Source organism: Streptomyces rubrogriseus (assembly GCF_027947575.1).
In the GTDB taxonomy this organism is placed as follows: Bacteria; Actinomycetota; Actinomycetes; order Streptomycetales; family Streptomycetaceae; genus Streptomyces; species Streptomyces rubrogriseus.
The window spans coordinates 2,949,490-2,968,707 of the sequence record NZ_CP116256.1; the positions used below are offsets into that span (position 1 = coordinate 2,949,490).

General features: G+C 73.0%; 24 protein-coding genes. 11 read left to right on the forward strand and 13 right to left on the reverse strand.

The genetic code is table 11. The features are described from left to right. Nucleotides 1–36 precede the first annotated feature (36 nt). From Sru02f_RS13510 to Sru02f_RS13525, 4 genes are all read right to left on the reverse strand, one after another. Nucleotides 37–819, reverse strand: a complete 783-nt coding sequence (locus tag Sru02f_RS13510; protein ID WP_109030265.1) for an SGNH/GDSL hydrolase family protein — start codon at nucleotides 817–819, stop codon at nucleotides 37–39. 95 nt (nucleotides 820–914) lie between these two features. Next, the gene (locus Sru02f_RS13515) at nucleotides 915–1,928 is read right to left on the reverse strand and encodes a hemolysin family protein (RefSeq protein ID WP_109030266.1); all 1,014 of its coding nucleotides are present in this window, start codon (nucleotides 1,926–1,928) and stop codon (nucleotides 915–917) included. Then, nucleotides 1,925–3,331 carry a hemolysin family protein gene (locus Sru02f_RS13520; RefSeq protein ID WP_109030267.1) on the reverse strand — a complete coding sequence of 469 codons (1,407 nt, stop codon included), beginning with the start codon at nucleotides 3,329–3,331 and terminating at the stop codon, nucleotides 1,925–1,927. Before Sru02f_RS13520 ends, Sru02f_RS13515 begins: the two co-directional genes overlap by 4 nt. 82 nt (nucleotides 3,332–3,413) lie before the next feature. Further along, nucleotides 3,414–3,839 (reverse strand): GNAT family N-acetyltransferase, encoded by a 426-nt coding sequence (locus Sru02f_RS13525; RefSeq protein ID WP_109030268.1) that lies wholly within the window; start codon nucleotides 3,837–3,839, stop codon nucleotides 3,414–3,416. 107 nt (nucleotides 3,840–3,946) lie between these two features. Here Sru02f_RS13525 and Sru02f_RS13530 point away from each other — a divergent pair, with 107 nt between their 5' ends. Both Sru02f_RS13530 and Sru02f_RS13535 read left to right on the forward strand, forming a co-directional pair. After that, entirely contained in the window at nucleotides 3,947–4,174 is a 228-nt protein-coding gene (locus tag Sru02f_RS13530; protein WP_109030269.1) for a toxin-antitoxin system HicB family antitoxin, read from the forward strand. A 19-nt stretch (nucleotides 4,175–4,193) separates the two neighbouring features. After that, nucleotides 4,194–4,568, forward strand: coding sequence for a fic family toxin-antitoxin system, toxin component (locus Sru02f_RS13535; RefSeq protein ID WP_109030270.1), 375 nt, complete (start codon nucleotides 4,194–4,196; stop codon nucleotides 4,566–4,568). A gap of 22 nt (nucleotides 4,569–4,590) precedes the next feature. Here the strand turns inward: Sru02f_RS13535 and Sru02f_RS13540 are convergent, their stop codons facing one another. The 4 genes from Sru02f_RS13540 to bioB form a co-directional block, all read right to left on the reverse strand. After that, nucleotides 4,591–5,268: a class I SAM-dependent methyltransferase gene (locus tag Sru02f_RS13540; RefSeq protein ID WP_109030271.1), complete on the reverse strand. Its 678-nt coding sequence runs from the start codon at nucleotides 5,266–5,268 to the stop codon at nucleotides 4,591–4,593. A gap of 325 nt (nucleotides 5,269–5,593) precedes the next feature. Further along, nucleotides 5,594–6,310: a dethiobiotin synthase gene (gene bioD / locus Sru02f_RS13545; RefSeq protein ID WP_109030272.1), complete on the reverse strand. Its 717-nt coding sequence runs from the start codon at nucleotides 6,308–6,310 to the stop codon at nucleotides 5,594–5,596. Nucleotide 6,311: 1 nt separating this feature from the next. Next, nucleotides 6,312–7,598: an adenosylmethionine--8-amino-7-oxononanoate transaminase gene (locus Sru02f_RS13550; protein ID WP_109030273.1), complete on the reverse strand. Its 1,287-nt coding sequence runs from the start codon at nucleotides 7,596–7,598 to the stop codon at nucleotides 6,312–6,314. After that, complete coding sequence (gene bioB / locus Sru02f_RS13555; protein ID WP_109030274.1) at nucleotides 7,591–8,814, reverse strand: biotin synthase BioB; 1,224 nt, start codon at nucleotides 8,812–8,814, stop codon at nucleotides 7,591–7,593. Before bioB ends, Sru02f_RS13550 begins: the two co-directional genes overlap by 8 nt. Nucleotides 8,815–8,963: 149 nt before the next feature. Here bioB and Sru02f_RS13560 point away from each other — a divergent pair, with 149 nt between their 5' ends. Continuing rightward, a complete protein-coding gene (locus tag Sru02f_RS13560) occupies nucleotides 8,964–10,091 on the forward strand; it encodes an 8-amino-7-oxononanoate synthase (protein WP_109030275.1) in 1,128 nt (375 codons plus the stop codon). Between the two features lie 42 nt (nucleotides 10,092–10,133). Here Sru02f_RS13560 and Sru02f_RS13565 read toward each other — a convergent pair whose 3' ends face one another. After that, the gene (locus Sru02f_RS13565; RefSeq protein WP_109030276.1) at nucleotides 10,134–10,364 is read right to left on the reverse strand and encodes a DUF397 domain-containing protein; all 231 of its coding nucleotides are present in this window, start codon (nucleotides 10,362–10,364) and stop codon (nucleotides 10,134–10,136) included. Between the two features lie 21 nt (nucleotides 10,365–10,385). Then, a complete protein-coding gene (locus tag Sru02f_RS13570) occupies nucleotides 10,386–11,246 on the reverse strand; it encodes a helix-turn-helix domain-containing protein (protein WP_109030277.1) in 861 nt (286 codons plus the stop codon). 215 nt (nucleotides 11,247–11,461) lie between these two features. Here Sru02f_RS13570 and Sru02f_RS13575 point away from each other — a divergent pair, with 215 nt between their 5' ends. Next, nucleotides 11,462–11,974 carry an ATP-binding protein gene (locus Sru02f_RS13575; protein ID WP_109030278.1) on the forward strand — a complete coding sequence of 171 codons (513 nt, stop codon included), beginning with the start codon at nucleotides 11,462–11,464 and terminating at the stop codon, nucleotides 11,972–11,974. Here the strand turns inward: Sru02f_RS13575 and Sru02f_RS13580 are convergent. From Sru02f_RS13580 to Sru02f_RS13590, 3 genes are all read right to left on the reverse strand, one after another. Next, nucleotides 11,945–12,418, reverse strand: coding sequence for a C40 family peptidase (locus Sru02f_RS13580; protein WP_109030279.1), 474 nt, complete (start codon nucleotides 12,416–12,418; stop codon nucleotides 11,945–11,947). The genes Sru02f_RS13575 and Sru02f_RS13580 overlap by 30 nt on opposite strands. Before the next feature lie 517 nt (nucleotides 12,419–12,935). Further along, the gene (locus tag Sru02f_RS13585; protein ID WP_109030280.1) at nucleotides 12,936–13,244 is read right to left on the reverse strand and encodes a hypothetical protein; all 309 of its coding nucleotides are present in this window, start codon (nucleotides 13,242–13,244) and stop codon (nucleotides 12,936–12,938) included. Nucleotides 13,245–13,251: 7 nt separating this feature from the next. Next, nucleotides 13,252–13,887, reverse strand: coding sequence for an ATP-dependent Clp protease proteolytic subunit (locus Sru02f_RS13590; protein ID WP_109030281.1), 636 nt, complete (start codon nucleotides 13,885–13,887; stop codon nucleotides 13,252–13,254). A gap of 111 nt (nucleotides 13,888–13,998) precedes the next feature. Between Sru02f_RS13590 and Sru02f_RS13595 the strand changes: the two genes are divergently transcribed. The 7 genes from Sru02f_RS13595 to Sru02f_RS13625 all read left to right on the forward strand — a co-directional run bounded on the left by Sru02f_RS13595 (nucleotide 13,999) and on the right by Sru02f_RS13625 (nucleotide 19,133). Beyond that, on the forward strand, nucleotides 13,999–14,286 hold the full coding sequence (locus Sru02f_RS13595; protein WP_109030282.1) for a type II toxin-antitoxin system Phd/YefM family antitoxin: 288 nt from the start codon (nucleotides 13,999–14,001) through the stop codon (nucleotides 14,284–14,286). A 221-nt stretch (nucleotides 14,287–14,507) separates the two neighbouring features. Further along, nucleotides 14,508–14,810: an urease subunit gamma gene (locus Sru02f_RS13600; protein ID WP_003977595.1), complete on the forward strand. Its 303-nt coding sequence runs from the start codon at nucleotides 14,508–14,510 to the stop codon at nucleotides 14,808–14,810. A 13-nt stretch (nucleotides 14,811–14,823) separates the two neighbouring features. Then, nucleotides 14,824–15,135, forward strand: a complete 312-nt coding sequence (locus tag Sru02f_RS13605) for an urease subunit beta (protein ID WP_109030283.1) — start codon at nucleotides 14,824–14,826, stop codon at nucleotides 15,133–15,135. Beyond that, complete coding sequence (locus Sru02f_RS13610; protein WP_109030284.1) at nucleotides 15,128–16,849, forward strand: urease subunit alpha; 1,722 nt, start codon at nucleotides 15,128–15,130, stop codon at nucleotides 16,847–16,849. Before Sru02f_RS13605 ends, Sru02f_RS13610 begins: the two co-directional genes overlap by 8 nt. 8 nt (nucleotides 16,850–16,857) lie before the next feature. Beyond that, nucleotides 16,858–17,532 (forward strand): urease accessory protein UreF, encoded by a 675-nt coding sequence (locus tag Sru02f_RS13615; RefSeq protein WP_109030285.1) that lies wholly within the window; start codon nucleotides 16,858–16,860, stop codon nucleotides 17,530–17,532. A gap of 162 nt (nucleotides 17,533–17,694) precedes the next feature. Further along, nucleotides 17,695–18,372 (forward strand): urease accessory protein UreG, encoded by a 678-nt coding sequence (gene ureG, locus Sru02f_RS13620; RefSeq protein ID WP_109030286.1) that lies wholly within the window; start codon nucleotides 17,695–17,697, stop codon nucleotides 18,370–18,372. Further along, a complete protein-coding gene (locus Sru02f_RS13625; protein WP_109031403.1) occupies nucleotides 18,369–19,133 on the forward strand; it encodes an urease accessory protein UreD in 765 nt (254 codons plus the stop codon). The genes ureG and Sru02f_RS13625 overlap by 4 nt, the downstream gene beginning before the upstream one ends. Nucleotides 19,134–19,218 lie beyond the last annotated feature (85 nt).

The window sequence follows — 19,218 nt, forward strand, 5'->3', positions numbered from 1 at the left end:
CGTCGGCACCTGCGAAAGGCCGCGCGGTGCCGGGGTTCACCGCGCGGGGTCCTCGTAGGGCAGCAGGTCCGGGCGCTTGGGCGGCAGGCCGTCCCCGGACGAGCGGCCGGTCAGCCTGCGGCCTATCCAGGGCAGCAGGTGCTGCCGGGCGAACCGGACGTCCGCGGTCCTGCGCGTCACCCACCCCGGCGGCGGCGTCGCCGGGATCGGTGCGTGCCACTCGGGGTCCTCGGGCTGGTGGCCGAGCGACTGCCACACCGCCTCCGCGACCCGGCGGTGGCCCTCGGCGGTCAGGTGCAGCCGGTCCACGTCCCACATCCGCGGGTCGGCCAGCGACTGGGCCCCGTACAGGTCGACGACCACGGCGCCGTGCCGCCCGGCCAGGTCGTCGATCACGGCGAACAGGGCCTCCATGCGGGGCCGGAAGCGCTCCAGCACCGGACCCTGGCGGCCGGGACTGCGCATCAGCACCAGCTGCTCGCAGTGCGGGGCGAGCCGTTCCACGGCCTGGGTCAGCAGGTCCCGCACCCGGGCCATGTCGCACTTGGGCCGCAGCGTGTCGTTGAGCCCGCCGACCAGCGTGATCACGTCGGCTCCCATGGCGGCGGCCACGTCCACCTGCTCGTCGACGATCTGTCCGATCAGCTTCCCGCGCACCGCCAGGTTGGCGTACCGGAAGCCGGGGGAGCGGGCCGCCATCCGGGTGGCGAGGAGGTCGGCCCAGCCACGGTAGGAGCCGTCGGGCAGCAGGTCCGACATGCCCTCGGTGAAGGAGTCGCCGACGGCGACGAGACTGGTGTACGCGGGGTTCGTCTGCATGGCGACGGAAATGGTATCCCCTGCACATACCCGCCGGTCGGTCGCCCTCCGCCGCGTCGTCCCCGAGGGCCCGCGGGGCCCGCCGGACGCCGGGCTCACGTCCGTTGCCCGAACAGCTCCCGCAGGACGTCCTCCATGGTCACCAGGCCCGCCAGCCGCCCGTCGGAGCCGAGCACCGCCGCCAGGTGCGTACGGCTGCGCCGCATGGCGGTGAGCACGTCGTCCAGCGGGGTGCGCTCGCGCACCCGGGCGATGGGGCGCATGTCCCGCAGCCGGAACGGCAGGTCCCGCGGCGAGGCGTCCAGGGCGTCCTTCACGTGCAGGTAGCCGACGATCCGCCGCCCGTCGTCCACCACCGGGAAACGGGAGAACCCCGACTGCGCCGACAGCCGCTCCAACTGCTCCGGGGTGATGCCCACGCGCGCGTGGACGACGCGTTCCAGCGGCAGCACCACGTCCCGCACCGGTCGGCGGCCCAGCTCCAGGGCGTCGTGCAGCCGCTCCCGTGCCCGGTCGTCGATCAGCCCGGCCTCGCCCGCGTCCTTGACGATCTCCGCAAGCTCCGCGTCCGTGAAGGTCGCCGCCACCTCGTCCTTGGCCTCGACCCTGAGCAGCTTGAGCAGCCCGTTCGCCAAGGCGTTGACCGTGAAGATCACCGGGCGCAGCGCCCGGGACAGCGCCACCAGCGGCGGCCCGAGGATCAGCGCGCTGCGCACCGGCTCGGCCAGCGAGATGTTCTTCGGGACCATCTCGCCGAGCAGCATGTGCAGATACGTCGCCAGCGCCAGGGCGAGCACGAACGACACCGCGTGCCCGGCGCCCGACGGCACGCCCACCGCGTGGAACACCGGCTCCAGCAGGTGCGCGATCGCCGGTTCCGCGACGATGCCGAGGACCAGCGTGCACAGCGTGATGCCGAGCTGCGCCGCCGCCAGCAGGGCCGACACGTGCTCCAGCCCCCACAGCACGCGCTTCGCGCGGGTGTCGCCCTCCTCGGCGTACGGCTCAACCTGGCTGCGGCGCACGGAGATCAGCGCGAACTCGGCGCCCACGAAGAACGCGTTGACGACCAGGGTCGCCAGACCGATCAGCAGCTGTACGGCGGTCACCGGCCGGCCTCCCCTTCGTTCTCCCCGTCGCCCGGGCCGGGCTCGGCGGCGTCGGTTTTGTCGGCTCGGTCGGGTCCGTCGGGTCCGTCGGTTCCGTCGTCAAGGGGGGCGTGCATCAGCACCCGGGCGGCCCTGCGCCCCGTGGCGTCCACGACGTCCAGCCGCCAGCCGGCGACGTCGAGGCTGTCGCCGACGGCGGGGATGTGCCCGAGACCGGCCGCCACCAGTCCCGCGACCGTCTCGTACGGGCCCTCGGGCACCCGCAGGCCCAGCCGCTCGAGCCGGTCCACGCGCGCGGATCCGTCGGCCCAGTACAGCGCGCGCCCCGCTTCGTCCGTGCCGGCCGGGTCGAGGTCGGGCGTCTCGTGCGGATCGTGCTCGTCCCGCACCTGGCCGACCACCTCCTCGACGATGTCCTCCAGAGTGGCCACCCCGGCCGTACCGCCGTACTCGTCGATCACCACGGCCATCGTGCGCCGCCCGGAGAGCCGGTCCAGGAGCCGGTCCACGGTCAGCGACTCGGGGACCAGCAGCGGCTCGCGCATCAGGTCGGCGACCGGCATCCCGGGCCGCCGCTCGGCCGGCACCGCCAGCACGTCCTTGACGTGCGCCGTCCCGACCACGGCGTCGAGGCTGTCCCGGTAGACCGGGAACCGGGACAGTCCCGTCGCCCGCGTCGCGTTCGCCACGTCCTCGCACGTCGCCCGGGCGTCGAGGGCCACGACCTGGACGCGCGGGGTCATCACCTGCTGCGCCGTCAGGTCGGCCAGGTTCAGGGTGCGCACGAACAACTCGGCGGTGTCGGCCTCCAGCGCGCCCTCCTTCGCCGAGTGCCGGGCGAGCGCCGCCAGCTCCTGCGGGCCGCGCGCGGACGCCAGCTCCTCGGCGGGCTCCACACCGAAGCGGCGCACGACGCGGTTGGCGGTGTTGTTCAGATGGGTGATGAAAGGCCGGAAGACCGCGCTGAACCAGCGTTGCGGCCCGCCCACCCGCTTGGCCACGGCCAGCGGCGCGGAGATCGCCCAGTTCTTCGGCACCAGCTCCCCGACGATCATCAGGAAGACCGTCGACAGGGCGGTGCCCAGCACCAGCGCCAGCGACGACGCCGCCGAACGCGACACCCCGAGGTCCTCCAGCGGCCCCGCGATCAGCGCCGCGACCGACGGCTCGGCGAGCATGCCGACCACCAGATTGGTGACCGTGATGCCGAGCTGGGCGCCGGAGAGCTGGAAGGTCAGGTTCCGTACGCCCTTGAGGGCGCTCGCCGCGCCCCGCTCGCCCCGCGCCGCGGCGCGCTCCAGTTCGCCGCGCTCGACGGTGGTCAGCGAGAACTCGGCCGCGACGAAGGCGCCGCACAAGAGCGAGAGCAGGATCGCCACCAGCAGCAGGAGCACTTCGGTCATCGGGTCACCTCGGATCCATGATCGGCCAGGACCAGGAGGTTCGCCCGATGTTCAAGCCTTCAACCTTTCGCCTCGCGGGCGCTCAGTCGGTGAGGTGCTTCACCCAGCGCCGCCACTGCTCCTGCGGCTCGTACCCGGCGGCCCGCCAGGCATGCTGGGCCCGCTCGTTGCGGACCAGCACCATCGCGTCGCCGCGGCGCCCACCGAGCCGGACGAAGCGTTCGTCGGCAGCCGTGAGCAGGGCCGAGCCGATGCCACGGCGCCGGTGGTCCGGGTGCACCGCCAGCCGGTACAGATGACAGCGCCAGCCGTCGAAGCCCGCGATCACCGTGCCGACCAGCTCCCCGGCGCGTTCGGCCAGGATCAGTGCCTCGGGGTCGCGGGCCACCAGACGCTCCACGCCGTCCCGGTCGTCGCTGATGCTCGTCCCCTCGGCGGCCGTCTTCCAGAAGGCCAGCACGGCGTCCAGGTCGTCGGCCACGGCGGGCCGTATGCGCAGATCCGTCATGCCGCGATCCCACCACGAGCGCCCGGCACCCGTGCCGGGTGTTCCGGGATGCGGACGGGCGCGGCACGCCCTTGCCGCCGCTAGCGTTCCGGCGCTAGCTTCAAGGTATGGCGAAGACCCGGAAGGCCCAGCTGAACGTGCGGGTGGACGAGGGCACCGCCCGGGCGGCCCGCGAGAAGGCCCTGGCCCGGGGGATGAGCGTCAACCGCTACATCGAGGAACTGGTCCGGCAGGACACCGGCGAGGCGGGCCACACCTTCGTGGAGGCCGCCGCGGACTTCATGCGCGAGTACGAGAAGGTGTTCGCAGAGGAGGCCGGCGAGGGCCGGCGCTGAGCCGTCGCACGCGTCCCGGATGAACGACCTCACCATCGACCTCGCCTGGCTGCTGATGCTCGCGGAGCGGCGCACCCCCGGTGACCCACAGGTCACCGACTGGGGAGCGCTCGTCGCCGCCGTCGCCCGCCACCGGGCCGAGATCTTCGACACCCCGGTCTACGACACCCCGTACGCCCGCGCCGCCGCGCTGCTCCAACTGCTGATCCACGTCCCGGCGCTGGAGCGCTCCAACGCCCTGTTCGCCTCCGCGGTCGCCTACGCCTACCTGGTCGCCAGCGGGGTCGAGGTCGTCACCACGCCGGAGCGGGTGCGGGACCTCGCGCTGCTCGTGAAGAAGGGCGCGGCGTCGGTCGAGGAGATCGCGGACGAACTGCGCGGCTGGAGCGGGTGACCGCGCCGGTCGCACCCCCTGTTCAGGACGGTCGCCAGGCCGTACCCAGGACGCAGTACGAACTCGGCAGGGCCGGCCCGTGCTCCGGCATCATCACCTGCCGGTAGGGCCCGAGGGTGAACCCCGCCTCCCGCAGCGCGGCCACCGGTTCGCGGGAGAGGTGGCAGCCGCCGGACAGCGGAGGCCACAGCGTTCGGTCCAGCGCCCGCTGGGTGAAGGTCATCGCCCGCCCGCCGCCCCGGCCGTGCTCGAAGAACCGCACCTGTCCGCCCGGCCGCAGGACGCGCCGCAGTTCCGCGAGTGCACGCGGCACGTCCCGGACACTGCACAGCACCAGCGAGACCACGGCCGCGTCGAAGGCCTCGCTCTTGACCGGCAGGGCCTCCGCCGCGCCCGGCGCCACGTCCACCGGAACCTCGGCGCGCAGCGCCGCCTCCACCGCCAACTGCCGCAGCACCCGCTCCGGTTCGATGGCGACGATCTCGGACACGGTGCCCGGATAGTGCGAGAAGTTGAGCCCGTTGCCCGCGCCGACCTCGATCACCCGCCCGGACAGTCCGGCGAGCATGCGTCGGCGCACCCGGGCCATGCCCATCCGGGTCTCGGCGCCCACACTGACGCGGGCGTAGTAGCGGGCGAACAGCGGATGGTGCACGGTGTCCCGCGGCACCCCGCGGGTCCGGGCGGATCGCAGCGGCATGGGACCTCCCTCACGAGGCGGCAGCCTTACCGCGATTCTCCCCCGCGCGGGCCCGGTGCACCCACCGCGCGGGCGACTCGCCCCGAGGCACTCGACCGACCGCATGGCCCTGGCCCCCGCGTCAGCAGCCGGGACCACTTGATCAGGGCGCGCGTGTCCACGCCGCGCCGTCGCCCGCCGGGTGCCGCCGAACGGCGCGATCCCGCACCCTCCCGGACTCTCCCGGCCCCCTCCCGCGTCCCCCGCGTCCTCCCGCGCCGCCCGTCGCGGACGGGAAACCGCCCTGGTCGGGTTGCCCGCGGCGCCCGTCCCGAATACCTGCCGGTCACGGCCCGTGCCGGTCGCCGAACGCGTCCGCGTCCCAGGTGCCGTCCAGGGGCGGCGCCAGCCAGCGCGGTGCCGCCGACCGGAAGCCGGCCGGGGTGAGGGACCCCGCCCCGGCCGGGACGGCGCCGAGGAGGGGAGCGCCGGAGACGTCCGGCAGGTCCGCGAGGTTGCAGCGGGCGGCGAGGTCCGGGGCCGCGGGCCAGCTGCCGATCACCAGCCCGGGCAGCTCCAGTCCCCGGGAGCGCAACTCGCGCGCCGTCAGCTCCGTGGTGTTCAGCGTGCCCAGCCCCGCCGACGTGACCAGCAGCACCGGTGCGCCCAGCAGACCGGCGACGTCCGCCAGCGTCCCGCCCTCCGCGTCGAAGCGTACGAGCAGTCCGCCGGCGCCCTCCACCAGCACCAGATCGTGCTCCGTGGCGAGTTTGGCCGCGGTCTCCGCCACCTCTCCCGGGTGCACCGGTGCCCGCCCGGCCCGGCGCGCGGCCGTGCCCGGCGCCAACGGCTCCGGGAACCGGGCCACTTCGGCGACCGTCGCGTTCCCGGCGAGGCGGGCCACTTCCTGGGCGTCCCCGGCCTCGTCCGGCCCGACGCCGGTCTGTGCCGCCTTGAGCACGGCCACCGTCCGGCCGCCCGCCAGGGCCGCCGCGGCCACCGCGGCGGTCACGACCGTCTTGCCGACCTCCGTGCCCGTGCCCGTGATCACCAGTACCGGCATGTCATCCCTCCCGTGCCGCCGCGCAGACCGCGCGGGCGATGCGTGCCACGTCCGCGTCGCCCGTGACGTACGGCGGCATGGTGTAGACCAGGTCGCGGAACGGGCGCAGCCACACGCCCTCGCGCACGGCCGCCTTCGTCGCCGCCCGCATGTCGACGGCGTGGTCGAGCTGTACCACTCCGATCGCGCCGAGCACCCGCACATCGCGCACGCCCGGCAGCTCGGCGGCGGGCGCGAGTCCCTCGCCGAGGCCCGTCTCGATCCGCTTGACCTCGGCGCGCCAGTCCTGGCCGAGCAGCAGCCCGATCGACGCGCAGGCCACGGCCGCGGCCAGCGGATTGCCCATGAACGTCGGCCCGTGGGCCAGCACCGGTACCTCGCCCCGGGAGATCCCGTCGGCCACCCGCGAGGTGCAGAGTGTGGCCGCCATCGTGAGGTACCCGCCGGTCAGCGCCTTGCCCACGCACATCACGTCCGGCGTCACCGCCGCGTGCTCCGCCGCGAACAGGGCGCCCGTGCGGCCGAAGCCGGTCGCGATCTCGTCGAAGACCAGCAGGACGTCGTGCGCGTCGCACGCCTCGCGCAGCACCCGCAGGTACGCGGGGGAGTGGAACCGCATCCCGCCCGCGCCCTGCACCACCGGCTCCACGATCACCGCGGCCAGTTCGCCGGCGTGCCGCTCGATCAGCGACCGCAGGTGGTCCGCGTACGTCTCCTCGTACTCCGCCGGCGGCGCGTCCGCGAAGACCTGGCGCGGCAGGGCACCGGACCACAGCTCGTGCATGCCGCCCTCGGGGTCGCACACCGACATGGGCTGCCAGGTGTCGCCGTGGTAGCCGCCGCGCCAGGTGAGCAGGCGGCGCTTGCCGGGGCGGTCGAGCGAGCGCCAGTACTGCAGGCACATCTTCACGGCGACCTCGACCGACACCGACCCGGAGTCGGCGAGGAACACGTGCTCCAGACCCTCGGGAGACATGTCGACAAGGAGCTTCGCCAGCCGTACGGCGGGCTCGTGGGTGAGCCCGCCGAACATCACGTGGCTCATCCGCTCCAGTTGCTCGCGCGCGGCCGCGTTCAGCACCGGGTGGTTGTAGCCGTGGATCGCCGACCACCAGGACGACATCCCGTCGACCAGTTCACCGGAGCCGTCGGCCGGCCGCAGCCGGACCCCGCTCGCCGACTCCACGACCAGCGGGTCCTGCCGGCCGGGCATGGGCCCGTACGGGTGCCAGACGTGCCGCCGGTCCAGGTCCAGCAGCTCGGCGACGCTCAGCGCGGGCTCAGGCATTGGGCGCGAGGTCCGTCCCGGCGCCGCGGCGGCGTACCGCCACCAGGTCCGTGCGGGGCTCCTCGGCGGGGCGCGGCGTCGTGGACGCGGGCGCGGGGGCGCACACTCCGCCACCTGCGTGCGAACCGCAACCCGCCTCGCCCTCGGCGCCGTCGTGCGAGCCGCAGCCGCCGCCACCCTCGTGCGAGCCGCAGCCCCCGCCCCGCACCGACGCGCGGTGCTCCGGCAGCGTGACCTCGCCGGCGCCCTCCACCTCGAAGCCGGCGTCGGCGATCATCTCCAGGTCCGCGTGGCCCGCCTGGCCCTCGCTGGTGAGGTAGTCGCCGAGGAAGATCGAGTTGGCCAGGTGCAGCGCGAGCGGCTGCATCGTGCGCAGATGGACCTCGCGCCCGCCGGCGATGCGCACCTCGACGTCCGGGCAGACGAACCGCGTCATCGCCAGGATGCGCAGACACCGCTGCGGGGTGAGGTGCCACTCCTTGGCGAGCGGCGTGCCCTCCATCGGGATCAGGAAGTTGACCGGCACCGAGTCCGGGTCCAGCTCGCGCAGCGAGAAGACCACGTCGACCAGGTCCTCGTCGCTCTCGCCCATGCCCGCGATGAGCCCCGAGCAGGCGGACAGCCCGGCCGCGTGCGCCTTGTTCACGGTGTCCACCCGGTCGGCGTACGTGTGCGTGGTGGTGATGTCGCCGTACGTCGACTCGGAGGTGTTGAGGTTGTGGTTGTAGGCGTCGGCCCCGGCCTCCCGCAGCCGCTCCGCCTGGCCGTCGGAGAGCAGCCCGAGGCAGGCGCAGACCTCCACGGACTCGTTCTGCTCCTTGATGGCCTTGATGGTGTCCGAGACGCGGTCCACGTCCCGGTCGGTCGGGCCGCGTCCGCTGGCCACCAGGCACACGCGCTTGGCGCCCCCGGACACTCCGGCCGCGGCGGCCGCCGAGGCCTGGTCGGGCTTGAGCCAGGTGTACTTGAGGATCTCCGCCTTGGAGCCCAGCCGCTGCGAGCAGTAGGAGCAGTCCTCGGGGCACAGGCCCGACTTGAGGTTGACGAGGTAGTTGAGTTTCACCCGTCGGCCGAACCAGTGGCGGCGCACCTTTCCGGCCGCGGCCACCACGTCGAGCAGGTCGTCGTCGGGAGTGGCGAGGACGGCGAGCGCCTCCTCGCGGGTCGGCGTCTCGCGCCGAAGCCCCTTGTCCACCAGCGTGTTCAGCAGGTCCATGAGAGCCGATCCTGTCCTAAGGGGCCGTCCGCGGCCAAGGAGACTTTGCACAACACTGACAGATCGACGTGTGGGTATTGCCACACCTCGCGGGGGTGGCCGGACCGCTAATGTCTGTTCATTGCCTACAAAACCCGGAGGACCGTGCCATGGCGTTCGGCTGGATCGAGGAACAGGACCGGGCGCGCCGCGAGGCCGGACTCGTACGGGTTCTGCGCCCCCGCCCGGCGGCGTCGTCGCTGCTGGACCTGGCGAGCAACGACTACCTGGGTCTCGCCCGGCACCCGGAGGTCGTGGAAGGGGCGGCCTCGGCCGCACGGACCTGGGGCGGCGGCGCGACCGGCTCCCGGCTGGTGACCGGCACCACCGCACTGCACGCCGAACTCGAAAGCGAACTGGCGGACTTCTGCGGCTTCGAGGCCGCGCTCGTCTTCTCCTCCGGCTACGCGGCCAACCTCGCCGCGGTCACCGCGCTGGCACCGCACGGCAGCCTCGTCGTCTCCGACGCGGGCAACCACGCCTCGCTGATCGACGGTTGCCGGCTCGCCCGCGGCACCACACAGGTCGTGGGGCACGCCGACCCGGACGCCGTGCGCAAGGCACTGGCGACGCACGACGGACCCGCCGTGGCCGTCTCCGACACCGTCTTCTCGGTCGACGGCGACGCCGCGCCCCTGGCCGCACTGGCCGACGGGTGCCGGGCGTACGGGGCGGGGCTGATCGTCGACGACGCCCACGGTCTCGGCGTCCTCGGCGACGGCGGCCGGGGCGCCCCGCAGGGCGCGGGCCTCGCGGGCCGCGACGACGTCGTCGCGACCGTCACGCTGTCCAAGTCGCTCGGCGCCCAGGGCGGCGCCGTGCTGGGCCCCGCCCGGGTCGTCGCCCACCTGGTCAACGCGGCCCGCACGTTCATCTTCGACACGGGACTCGCCCCTGCCGCGGCCGGGGCGGCCCTCGCGGCGCTCCGGCTGCTCGTCCGCGAGCCGGAGCGTGCGGCGCGGGCCCGTGCCGTCGCCGCCGAACTGCACGAACGCCTGACCACCGCGGGTCTGGACGCGGTACGTCCGGACGCCGCGGTCGTCTCGGTGCGCGCGCCCTCCCCGGAGCAGGCCGTGCGGTGGGCGGCCGACTGCCGAGCGGCCGGCCTGTCCGTGGGCTGCTTCCGCCCTCCTTCCGTGCCCGACGGCATCTCACGGCTCAGGCTGACCGCTCGCGGGGACCTCTGCCGGGAACAGATCGAGCGCGCGGTACGGGTGATCGGCGAAACGCGGCCATGAGTCGGCGGGACACGGCCGTGCGTCGTCCGGTGTCCGGTGCGGTCAGCCGCGGCCGAGGCGGGCGGTGAACGCCGTCCAGCTCCCGGGGGAGAAGAGCAGGGCGGGTCCGGCCGGGTTCTTGGAGTCGCGCACGGCGAGCAGTCCGGTGCCGGGGCCGGCCGACGGACGGGCCGTTTCCACACAGTTGTTCGCCCCGGTGCTGTAGCTGCTGCGCAGCCACCGGACACCGGGCACATCGGTGCTGACAGGGATGTTCCGGGGAAGTTCGGACATGGAGCCTGACATGGTGCCTCCTTACGCGCCAGCCGCGGTCGCGGCGATGAAGTCCAACGAGTCCTCGGGCGAAAGGGCATGGATCAGAAGGGCGTTGAAGGCCTCGGTGTAGGCCTCTAGGTCTTCTTTCCGTTCGAGGTGCAGGCTACTCGTCAAGTGGTCGAGAACCACCACGTCCAGATCAGAAGTGCTCGAAAATGAGAAGATTACGAAAGGGCCGGTGACACCGATGTGCGCCCCGGCGGCAAACGGCAGCACCTGGAGCCGGACGTGGGGGAGCTGCGCCGCCTCGACCAGCCTGGCCAGTTGACGGGACATCACCCCGGGTCCGCCCACCACCCGGCGCAGCACCGCCTCGTCCAGGACCGCGCTCAGCTCCAGCGGCGGCTCGCCCCGCAGCACGTCCTGCCGGGCCAGCCGGACCTCCACCAGCGTGTCCAGCCGTTCCGCCGGCATCCCGTCCACGGCGGCGCGCGTCACCGCGCGGGCGTACTCGGGCGTCTGGAGCAGGCCGGGCACCACCGTCGTCTCCAGCGTGCGCATCGCGCTGGCCTGCGACTCCAGACTGATGAAGTCGCGGTAGGTCGGCGGCAGCACCCCGCGGTACGCGTGCCACCAGTGGTTGCGTCCCCCCGCGTCCTCGGAGCGCGCCAGCATCACCAGCAGTTCCCGCAGCTGCTCGTCGGCCACGCCGTAGGCGTCCAGCAGTAACCGCACGTCGGCCGGTTTCGCCCCGCTCGTCCCGGTCTCGATCCGGCTGACCTTCGACTGGTGCCAGCCCACCAGCCGGGCCGCCTCGCCGCTGGTGATGCCCGCCGACGTGCGCAGGGCGCGCAGTTCCGCGCCCAGCTTCCGGCGGCGCACCACGGGACCGTGCTGCATGGGACAACTCCCTTACTCCTTATGAGTCGCCCAAATACGCTCTGCCGTCGCAGAGTTCACCGCTTCGAGCGACAGATATATGCATATCTTGGTGGATCGCCGCCCTTCGCAGGTCCGGTGATGGCAGTCTGGCGGCGAAGCACCAGTCCGGGACCGTACTCGAACCATCCGCTCCGTGTCGGGCCGCGGTCCCGTGAGAAAGGGACGGCGTCGCCATGGCAGACCATCTGGAAGCATCCGTCACTCTGCCGAGCGATCCCGCCTCGGTGGCGGCCGCGCGGACCTACGTGGTCGGCACCCTGGCGGAGTGGGGCTTGCCGGGCGACGCCGATCTGTCGGACACGGTGCGGCTCATCGTCTCCGAACTGGCGACCAACGCGGTCCAGCACACGTTCGGGCAGTCGCCCACCTTCACGGTGGACCTCGTCCTCGACCGCGACGAGCGGCTGCGCCTCGGCGTCACCGACAGCCACCCGCGCTTCCCCAAGCGCCTGCCCGCCGCCGTCCAGCAGGACAACGGCCGGGGGATGGTGATCATTCGCTGGCTGACCGCCGAGTGCGGCGGCAAGCTGAAGGTCAGGCCCACCCGCGAGGGCGGCAAGACCGTATCCATCGAACTGCCCTGGACGCCCCCGCGCGGACCGGCCGCGCCCGCGGGGGTGACGGCGGGGCAGAACGCCGTCACCCCCGCGGGCGGGCTACTTGACCCGGCCGTACCAGACGCTTGAGGTCCAGATCTTCTCCAGGCGCACCACGGCGCCGGTCTTCGGCGCGTGCCAGATCCGGCCCTTCCCGGCGTAGATGCCGACGTGGTAGACGCTGCTGCCGGAGTGGAAGAACACGAGGTCACCGGCCTTGCGGTTCCTCACGGAGACACGGCTGGTCTTGTTGTACTGCTGGGCCGCGGTGCGGGGCAGCTTCTTGCCGGCCTTCTTGAACGAGTACAGCGTCAGGCCGGAGCAGTCGAACCGGTGGGGACCGGTGGCACCCCAGCGGTACGGGGCGCCCTTCTTGGAGGCCGCGATCTTGAGGGCTTTCGTCGCATGGCTCGCCGCGGCCGCCTCGGCGGCGGCACCGGGGACCACGACGGAGCCGCCCACGGCGGCGAGGGTGAGAGCCGAGGCCGTGCCGGCACGGGCCATCAGCGACGGGACACGATTGAGCGCGGACATGCGCAACCCTTCGTCAGCCGCCTGTGAAGGATGACCTGTCGGATTCGGGCTGGCGAAGTTGCCCGGCCGCGGTGTGCGGCTTCACCCCAAGGACCGCCGGTCCCGGTGCCTCTCGCGGAGGCGGCCGTGCCGGCGACCCGTCGTGCTCGGGTCCTCCACTCCTGCCGATCCACTTCCCTTGCGACCGGTCGTCCGGACGGCGGCAGGACTCGGCGTCCGCCCGGACCGCCCCGCCGCTGCGGCGGGGGCTTGTCGTCAGTCACGGATCTTGTCCCGCCCCGAGGGGAATTCCCAACGGAACGTGCCCTTTGTGTTGTTACGTGCCACTCACCCGTTCGGGTCGACGCCCTCCTGTTCGAAGCGCCGCCGCAGGTGGTGACGGCCCCGGGACCAGCGGCGCAGCGGTGTGTCGCGCCGGTGGAGCGGACGGCTGCCGCAACTTCGACCGGTCGCGAATCGGGGGTGTTCCTACGCCGAAAGGGGGTACGTCGTTTGGTCCGTTTCGGCCCGGGGTTTCTCAGCTCTCGGAAGTGGGCGGGAGTGCGACCCGCGCCGTCCGCCGCTCACCGTCGAGCACGCGCAGCGCCCGGGCCAGGGTGGCGGCGTGCACCTCCGTCTCGCCCCGGTGGTGCATCAGCGTCAGCGCGTCACGCAGGGCCGTCGCCTTGCCGACCAGCGCCTGGGCGGCCCGCAGCCCGCGGTAGGTGTCACCGTCCCGCCCGGGGTTGATGCGTCCGAGCAGGTCGACGACGTCCAGATAGCGGTCGACGACCTCGGCCTCGGCGCGGGTCAGAGCGGGCAGCGGGGGCAACTCGGGTGGCAGCACGGGCGGATCACCTCGCGCCGGACGAGGCGGGCGGGGTCCTGCGGGCCGGCACGATCCGGTCCACCAGCCCGTACTCCAGTGCCTGCCGGGCATCCAGGACCGTGTCCCGCTCGAGGTCCGCGGTCACCTGCTCGGGAGTGCGGCCGGTGTGCCGTACGAGGATCTCCTCCAGGCGGGCGCGGGCGCGGACCAGTTCCGCGGCGTGGACGGCCAGGTCGCTCGCCTGCCCACGCACCGGTTCGGTGAGCGCCGGCTGGTGGAGCACCACCCGGGCGCCCGGCAGGGCGGCGCGCTTGCCCGGGGTGCCCGCCGCCAGCAGCACGGCGGCGGACGAACCGGCCTGGCCGAGGCAGGTGGTGGCCACGTCGCAGGCGACGTGGCGCATCGTGTCGTAGATCACGGTCATGGCGGTGAAGGAGCCGCCGGGCGAGTTGACGTAGAGCTGGATGTCCCGGTCCGGTGCCTGGTGCTCCAGGTACAGGAGCTGTGCCGTCACGTCGTTCGCGGAGGTCTCGTCGACCGCCGTCCCGAGGAAGACGATCCGCTCCTGGAGCAGCTTGGAGTACGGGTCCGAGGTCCGGGTCCCCGCACTCGTGCGCTCGGTGAACTCCGGCAGGACATGGCGGGCGGACGGTCGGGTCATGACGAACCCCTCCTCGTGGCAGAACCGACTTCGGCTGCGCAGTTTCTGTAAAAAATGTACAGGACGTACGTTCGCCGAGGGTGGATTCGGGCGGAACCGTAAGCTGGGGTCATGGCCTACGAGATTCCGGTGACGCAAGCCAGGGCCGAGCTGGCCGACCTGATCAACCGGGTGGTGTACGGCGGTGAGCGCGTCGTCGTGACGCGGCACGGCAAGCCTCTCGTCGCCCTCGTCTCCGCCGCCGACCTCGAGCGGCTGGAGGAGCTGCGCGAATCCCCTGACGCCCAGGTGGTCACCTCGGTCGCCGGGGTCCACGACGCGCCCGCCGCCTCGGTACCCCGCGAGCATCACCGCTTCGGCATCGCCGCGGAACACCGGGGACCGAACCCGTCCCAGTGAGGGCATGCCGGAAGCCGCCGACTGCATCGGTAATCAATCGGTCAAAACCGGGTGACGTGGCCGTAACACTCTAGCCCTAGTCTGCACCCCGATCCACCTGCGGTTTTCCACGGACCGGTAGGTGATTTCCGGCCGGTTCACGTGTGTTACATCTAGAGCCGTCGCGGTGGCCGCGGCAGCCGGACCGTCCGGTCCTGGCGTCATGCCCTGTGAGGTGGTAAATGCAACTGACCCCGCACGAGCAGGAGAGACTGCTCATCCATGTGGCCGCGGACGTGGCGGAGAAGCGCCGCGCACGAGGTGTCAAGCTCAATCATCCCGAGGTCGTCGCGCTGATCACCGCGCACATCCTCGAAGGCGCCCGGGACGGGCGCAGCGTCGGCGAACTCATGTCCTCCGGACGCAAGCTGATCCAGCGCGACGAGGTCATGGAGGGCATCCCCGAGATGATCCACGACGTGCAGGTCGAAGCCACCTTCCCCGACGGCACCAAGCTGGTCACCGTCCACGAACCGATCATCTGACGGGGAGACAGTCGTGATCCCCGGAGAGATCCTCTTCGCCGAAGGGCCGGTCGCCTTCAACGAAGGCCGCGAAGCCGTCCGCCTGACCGTGCTCAACACCGCCGACCGGCCCGTCCAGGTCGGTTCCCACTACCACTTCGCCGAGTCCAACCCCGGTCTCGAGTTCGACCGCGCCGCGGCGCACGGCAGGCGGCTGGACATCGCGGCCGGCACCGCCGTCCGGTTCGAGCCCGGCATCCCCGTCGACGTGCGGCTGATCCCCCTCGCGGGCGCCCGTGTCGTCGTCGGACTGCGCGGCGCGACCGGAGGTGCCCTCGATGCCTGAACTGTCCCGCACCGCCTACGCCGACCTGTTCGGCCCGACCACCGGCGACCGCGTCCGCCTCGCCGACACCGACCTCTTCGTGGAGATCGAGGAGGACCGGTCCGGCGGTCCGGGCCGCTCCGGCGACGAAGCCGTCTTCGGCGGCGGCAAGGTGCTGCGCGAGTCCATGGGGCAGGCGCGCACCACCCGCGCCCAGGGCGCTCCCGACACCGTGATCACCGGAGCCCTGATCATCGATCACTGGGGGATCGTCAAGGCCGACATCGGCATCCGCGACGGACGGATCACCGGCATCGGCAAGGCCGGGAACCCGGACACCATGGACGGCGTCCACCCCGACCTCGTCATCGGCCCCGAGACGGAGATCGTCGCGGGCAACGGCAAGATCGTCACCGCGGGCGGCATCGACACCCACGTCCACTTCATCGCGCCGGGCGCCGTCGACGAGGCCCTGGCGTCCGGCGTGACCACCCTCATCGGCGGCGGCACCGGCCCGGCCGAGGGCAGCAAGGCGACCACCGTCACGCCCGGGGCCTGGCATCTCGCGTGGATGTTCGCCGCCCTGGAGTCGAGCCCCGTCAACATCGGCTTCCTCGGCAAGGGCAGCACCATGTCGAAGGAGTCCATGCGCGACCAACTGCGCGCCGGCGTCCTCGGCTTCAAGATCCACGAGGACTGGGGCGCGACCCCCGCCGTCATCTCCGTCTGCCTGGACGTGTGCGAGGAGTCCGGCGTCCAGCTGGCCGTCCACTCCGACACCCTGAACGAGGCCGGCTTCGTCGGCGACACCTTCGACGCGGTCGCGGGCCGCACCCTGCACGCCTTCCACGTCGAGGGCGCCGGCGGCGGCCACGCACCTGACATGATCACGGCGGTATCGCTGCCCAACATGCTGCCGGCGTCCACCAACCCGACCCGGCCGCACACCGTCAACACCGTCGAGGAACACCTCGACATGCTGATGGTCTGCCACCATCTGAACCCCGCCGTCCCCGAGGACCTGGCCTTCGCCGAGTCCCGGATCCGGCCCAGCACCATCGCGGCCGAGGACATCCTGCACGACATGGGGGCGATCTCCATCATGTCGTCGGACGCCCAGGCCATGGGGCGCATCGGCGAGGTGATCCTGCGGACCTGGCAGACCGCGCACGTGATGAAGCGCAGGCGCGGCTTCCTGCCCGGCGACACCCGCGCGGACAACCTGCGGGCCCGTCGCTATGTCGCCAAGTACACCATCAACCCCGCGGTCGCCCAGGGCATCGAGCACGAGGTCGGCTCCGTCGAGACCGGCAAGCTCGCCGACCTGGTGCTCTGGGACCCCCGCTTCTTCGGCGTGAAGCCGCAGCTCGTCATCAAGGGCGGTCAGATCGCGTACGCGCAGGTGGGCGACGCCAACGCCTCCATTCCCACGCCGCAGCCGGTGCTGCCGCGCCCGATGTACGGGGCGCTCGGAACCGCTCCCGCCACCAACTCGGTCAACTTCGTCTCCGAGCAGGCCGTCGAGGACGGGCTGGCGGAACGGCTCGGACTCGGGCGGGCGTTCGTGCCCATCCGGTCCACCCGCGGCCGGACCAAGGCCGACATGCGGCAGAACGACGCGCTGCCCCGCGTGGAGGTCGCCGCGGACTCCTTCGCGGTGACCATCGACGGTGAACTCGTCGAACCCGCCCCCGTCGCCGAACTGCCGCTGGCCCAGCGGTACTTCCTCTTCTGAGCGCGGAGATGAGCCGCGCAGCACTGCTCGTCCTCGCGGACGGCCGCTTCCCCGCCGGAGGGCATGCCCACTCCGGCGGGGCGGAGGCCGCCGTCCGGGCGGGACGTATCACGGATGGCGCGAGCCTGGAGGCGTTCTGCCGGGGGCGCCTGCACACGAGCGGGGTCGTCGCGGCGTGCGTCGCGGCGGCCTCGGCCCTCGGTGCCGACCCCGGGGAACTCGACCGGGCCGCCGACGCCCGCACCCCGTCGCCCGCCCTGCGGGTGGCGGCGCGCAGACTGGGGCGGCAGCTGATGCGGGCCGCCCGCGCGACCTGGCCGAGTCCCGAACTCGACGCCCTGGCCGCGCTGTTCCCCAAGGGGGCGCATCAGCCCGTCGTGCTGGGGCTCGCCGCGCGTGCGGCCGGGCTCGGCGCGCTCGACGCGGCGTACTGCTCCCTCTACGAGGGGGTGAGCGGACCCGCGACGGCCGTCGTGCGGCTGCTCGGTCTCGATCCGTTCGACGCGACCGGGGTGCTGGCGCGGCTCGCGGACGAGGTGGACCGGGTGGCCCGGGAGGCCGTGGAGACAGCGGAGCGCGTCGTGACCGACGGGGTCGGCGCGCTTCCCGCGCGGTCGGCGCCGTTGCTGGAGATCGGGGCGGAGGCACATGCCGCCTGGCCTGTGAGGTTGTTCGCCTCGTAGGCGGGTTCGCCCCCGCCGCCCCTTCCCGTTCCCGACCCCAGGGGCGCTGCCACTTCCACCCCGCCAGGGGGCTGTGCCCCCTGGCCCCCCTTTCGGCCTGAACGGCCTCGTCCTCAAGCGCCGGACGGGCTCATTTGCCCCGACTTTGACAGGAGTTGCCGTATGCATCTTGACCACCACCTCGAATCCCCCGCCGCCGTCTCCGCCGACGCGCGTCGGCCCGACGGGTCGCGGCGGGCGCTGCGGATCGGGCTCGGCGGGCCCGTCGGGTCCGGGAAGACGGCCACCGTCGCCGCCCTGTGCCGGGCGCTGCGGGCGGAGCTGTCCCTCGCCGTGGTGACCAACGACATCTACACCCGGGAGGACGCCGAGTTCCTGCTCCGCGAGGCGGTGCTGCCGCCCGAGCGGATCACCGCCGTGGAGACCGGCGCCTGCCCGCACACCGCGATCCGGGACGACATCTCCGCCAACCTGGAGGCCGTCGAGGACCTGGAGGACGAGGTCGGCCCGCTCGATCTGGTCCTGGTGGAGTCCGGTGGGGACAATCTCACCGCCACCTTCTCCAGGGGCCTGGTCGACGCGCAGGTGTTCGTGATCGACGTGGCGGGCGGCGACGACATCCCGCGCAAGGGCGGGCCCGGAGTCGCCACCGCCGACCTGCTCATCGTCAACAAGACCGACCTCGCGCCGTACGTGGGCTCCGACCTCGCGCGCATGGCCGCCGACGCCAAGGCGGTCCGCGGTGAACTGCCCGTCGTCCTGCAGTCGCTGCGCGGCGAGGGCGGGGTGCGGGAGGTCGCCGACTGGGTGCGGGAGCGGATCGCCGCGTGGACCGCGTGACCACCGTCGCCGGCGGTGTCCGGGCGAGCGCCCGCGTCCTCGCCCGCGGTGACGGGCGCGGGGGCACCGTGCTGCCGGTCCTGGAGGGCGAGGGGCCCCTCGCCGTGCGGCGGACCCGGGGGAGCGGGGCCGAGGCCCGGGTGATGCTGGTCGGCGCGATGAGCGGGCCGCTCGGCGGCGACCACTTCGAGGTCGGGGTCCACGCCGAGAACGGCGCCCGGCTGCGGGTCGGCTCGGCCGCCGCCACCCTCGCCCTGCCGGGGCAGGACAAGGCCGGGGCCCGTTACGACGTCCGGCTCACCGTCGACGACGACGCGGCACTGTACTGGCTCCCGGAGCAGTTGATCTCCGCCGGCGGCAGCGATCTCACCGTCACCACGTCCGTCGACCTCGCCGCGGGGGCGCGGCTGCTGCTGCGCGAGGAGCAGGTGCTCGGGCGGGCCGGGGAGGAACCGGGCCGCCTGACCAGCCGTCTCACCCTGCGGATCGACGGGCGGTGCGTCCTCGACCAGGAGTTGCTGTGCGGGCCCGGTGCGCCGGGCGGCTGGGACGGACCGGCGGGGCTGGCGGGTCACCGTGCGGTCGGCCAGCTGGTCGTCGTCCGGCCCGGCTTCGCCACCGAGCCACCGGCGGCGCGCGTGTTCGAGGAGGGCGCGGCCGTCATGCCGCTCGCGGGGCCCGCGGCGCTGGTGACCGCCGTGGCGCCGGACGCGCTCCGGCTGCGACGGCTGCTGGACGGGGCGCTGGCCTCGCTGGACTGAGTCCCCGTCGACCGGCCGGCCGACGGCCCCGCCGAACGAACGCCCTTCTCCGTTTATCGGATTGGCAAAGAAGTAGCACTGGCCC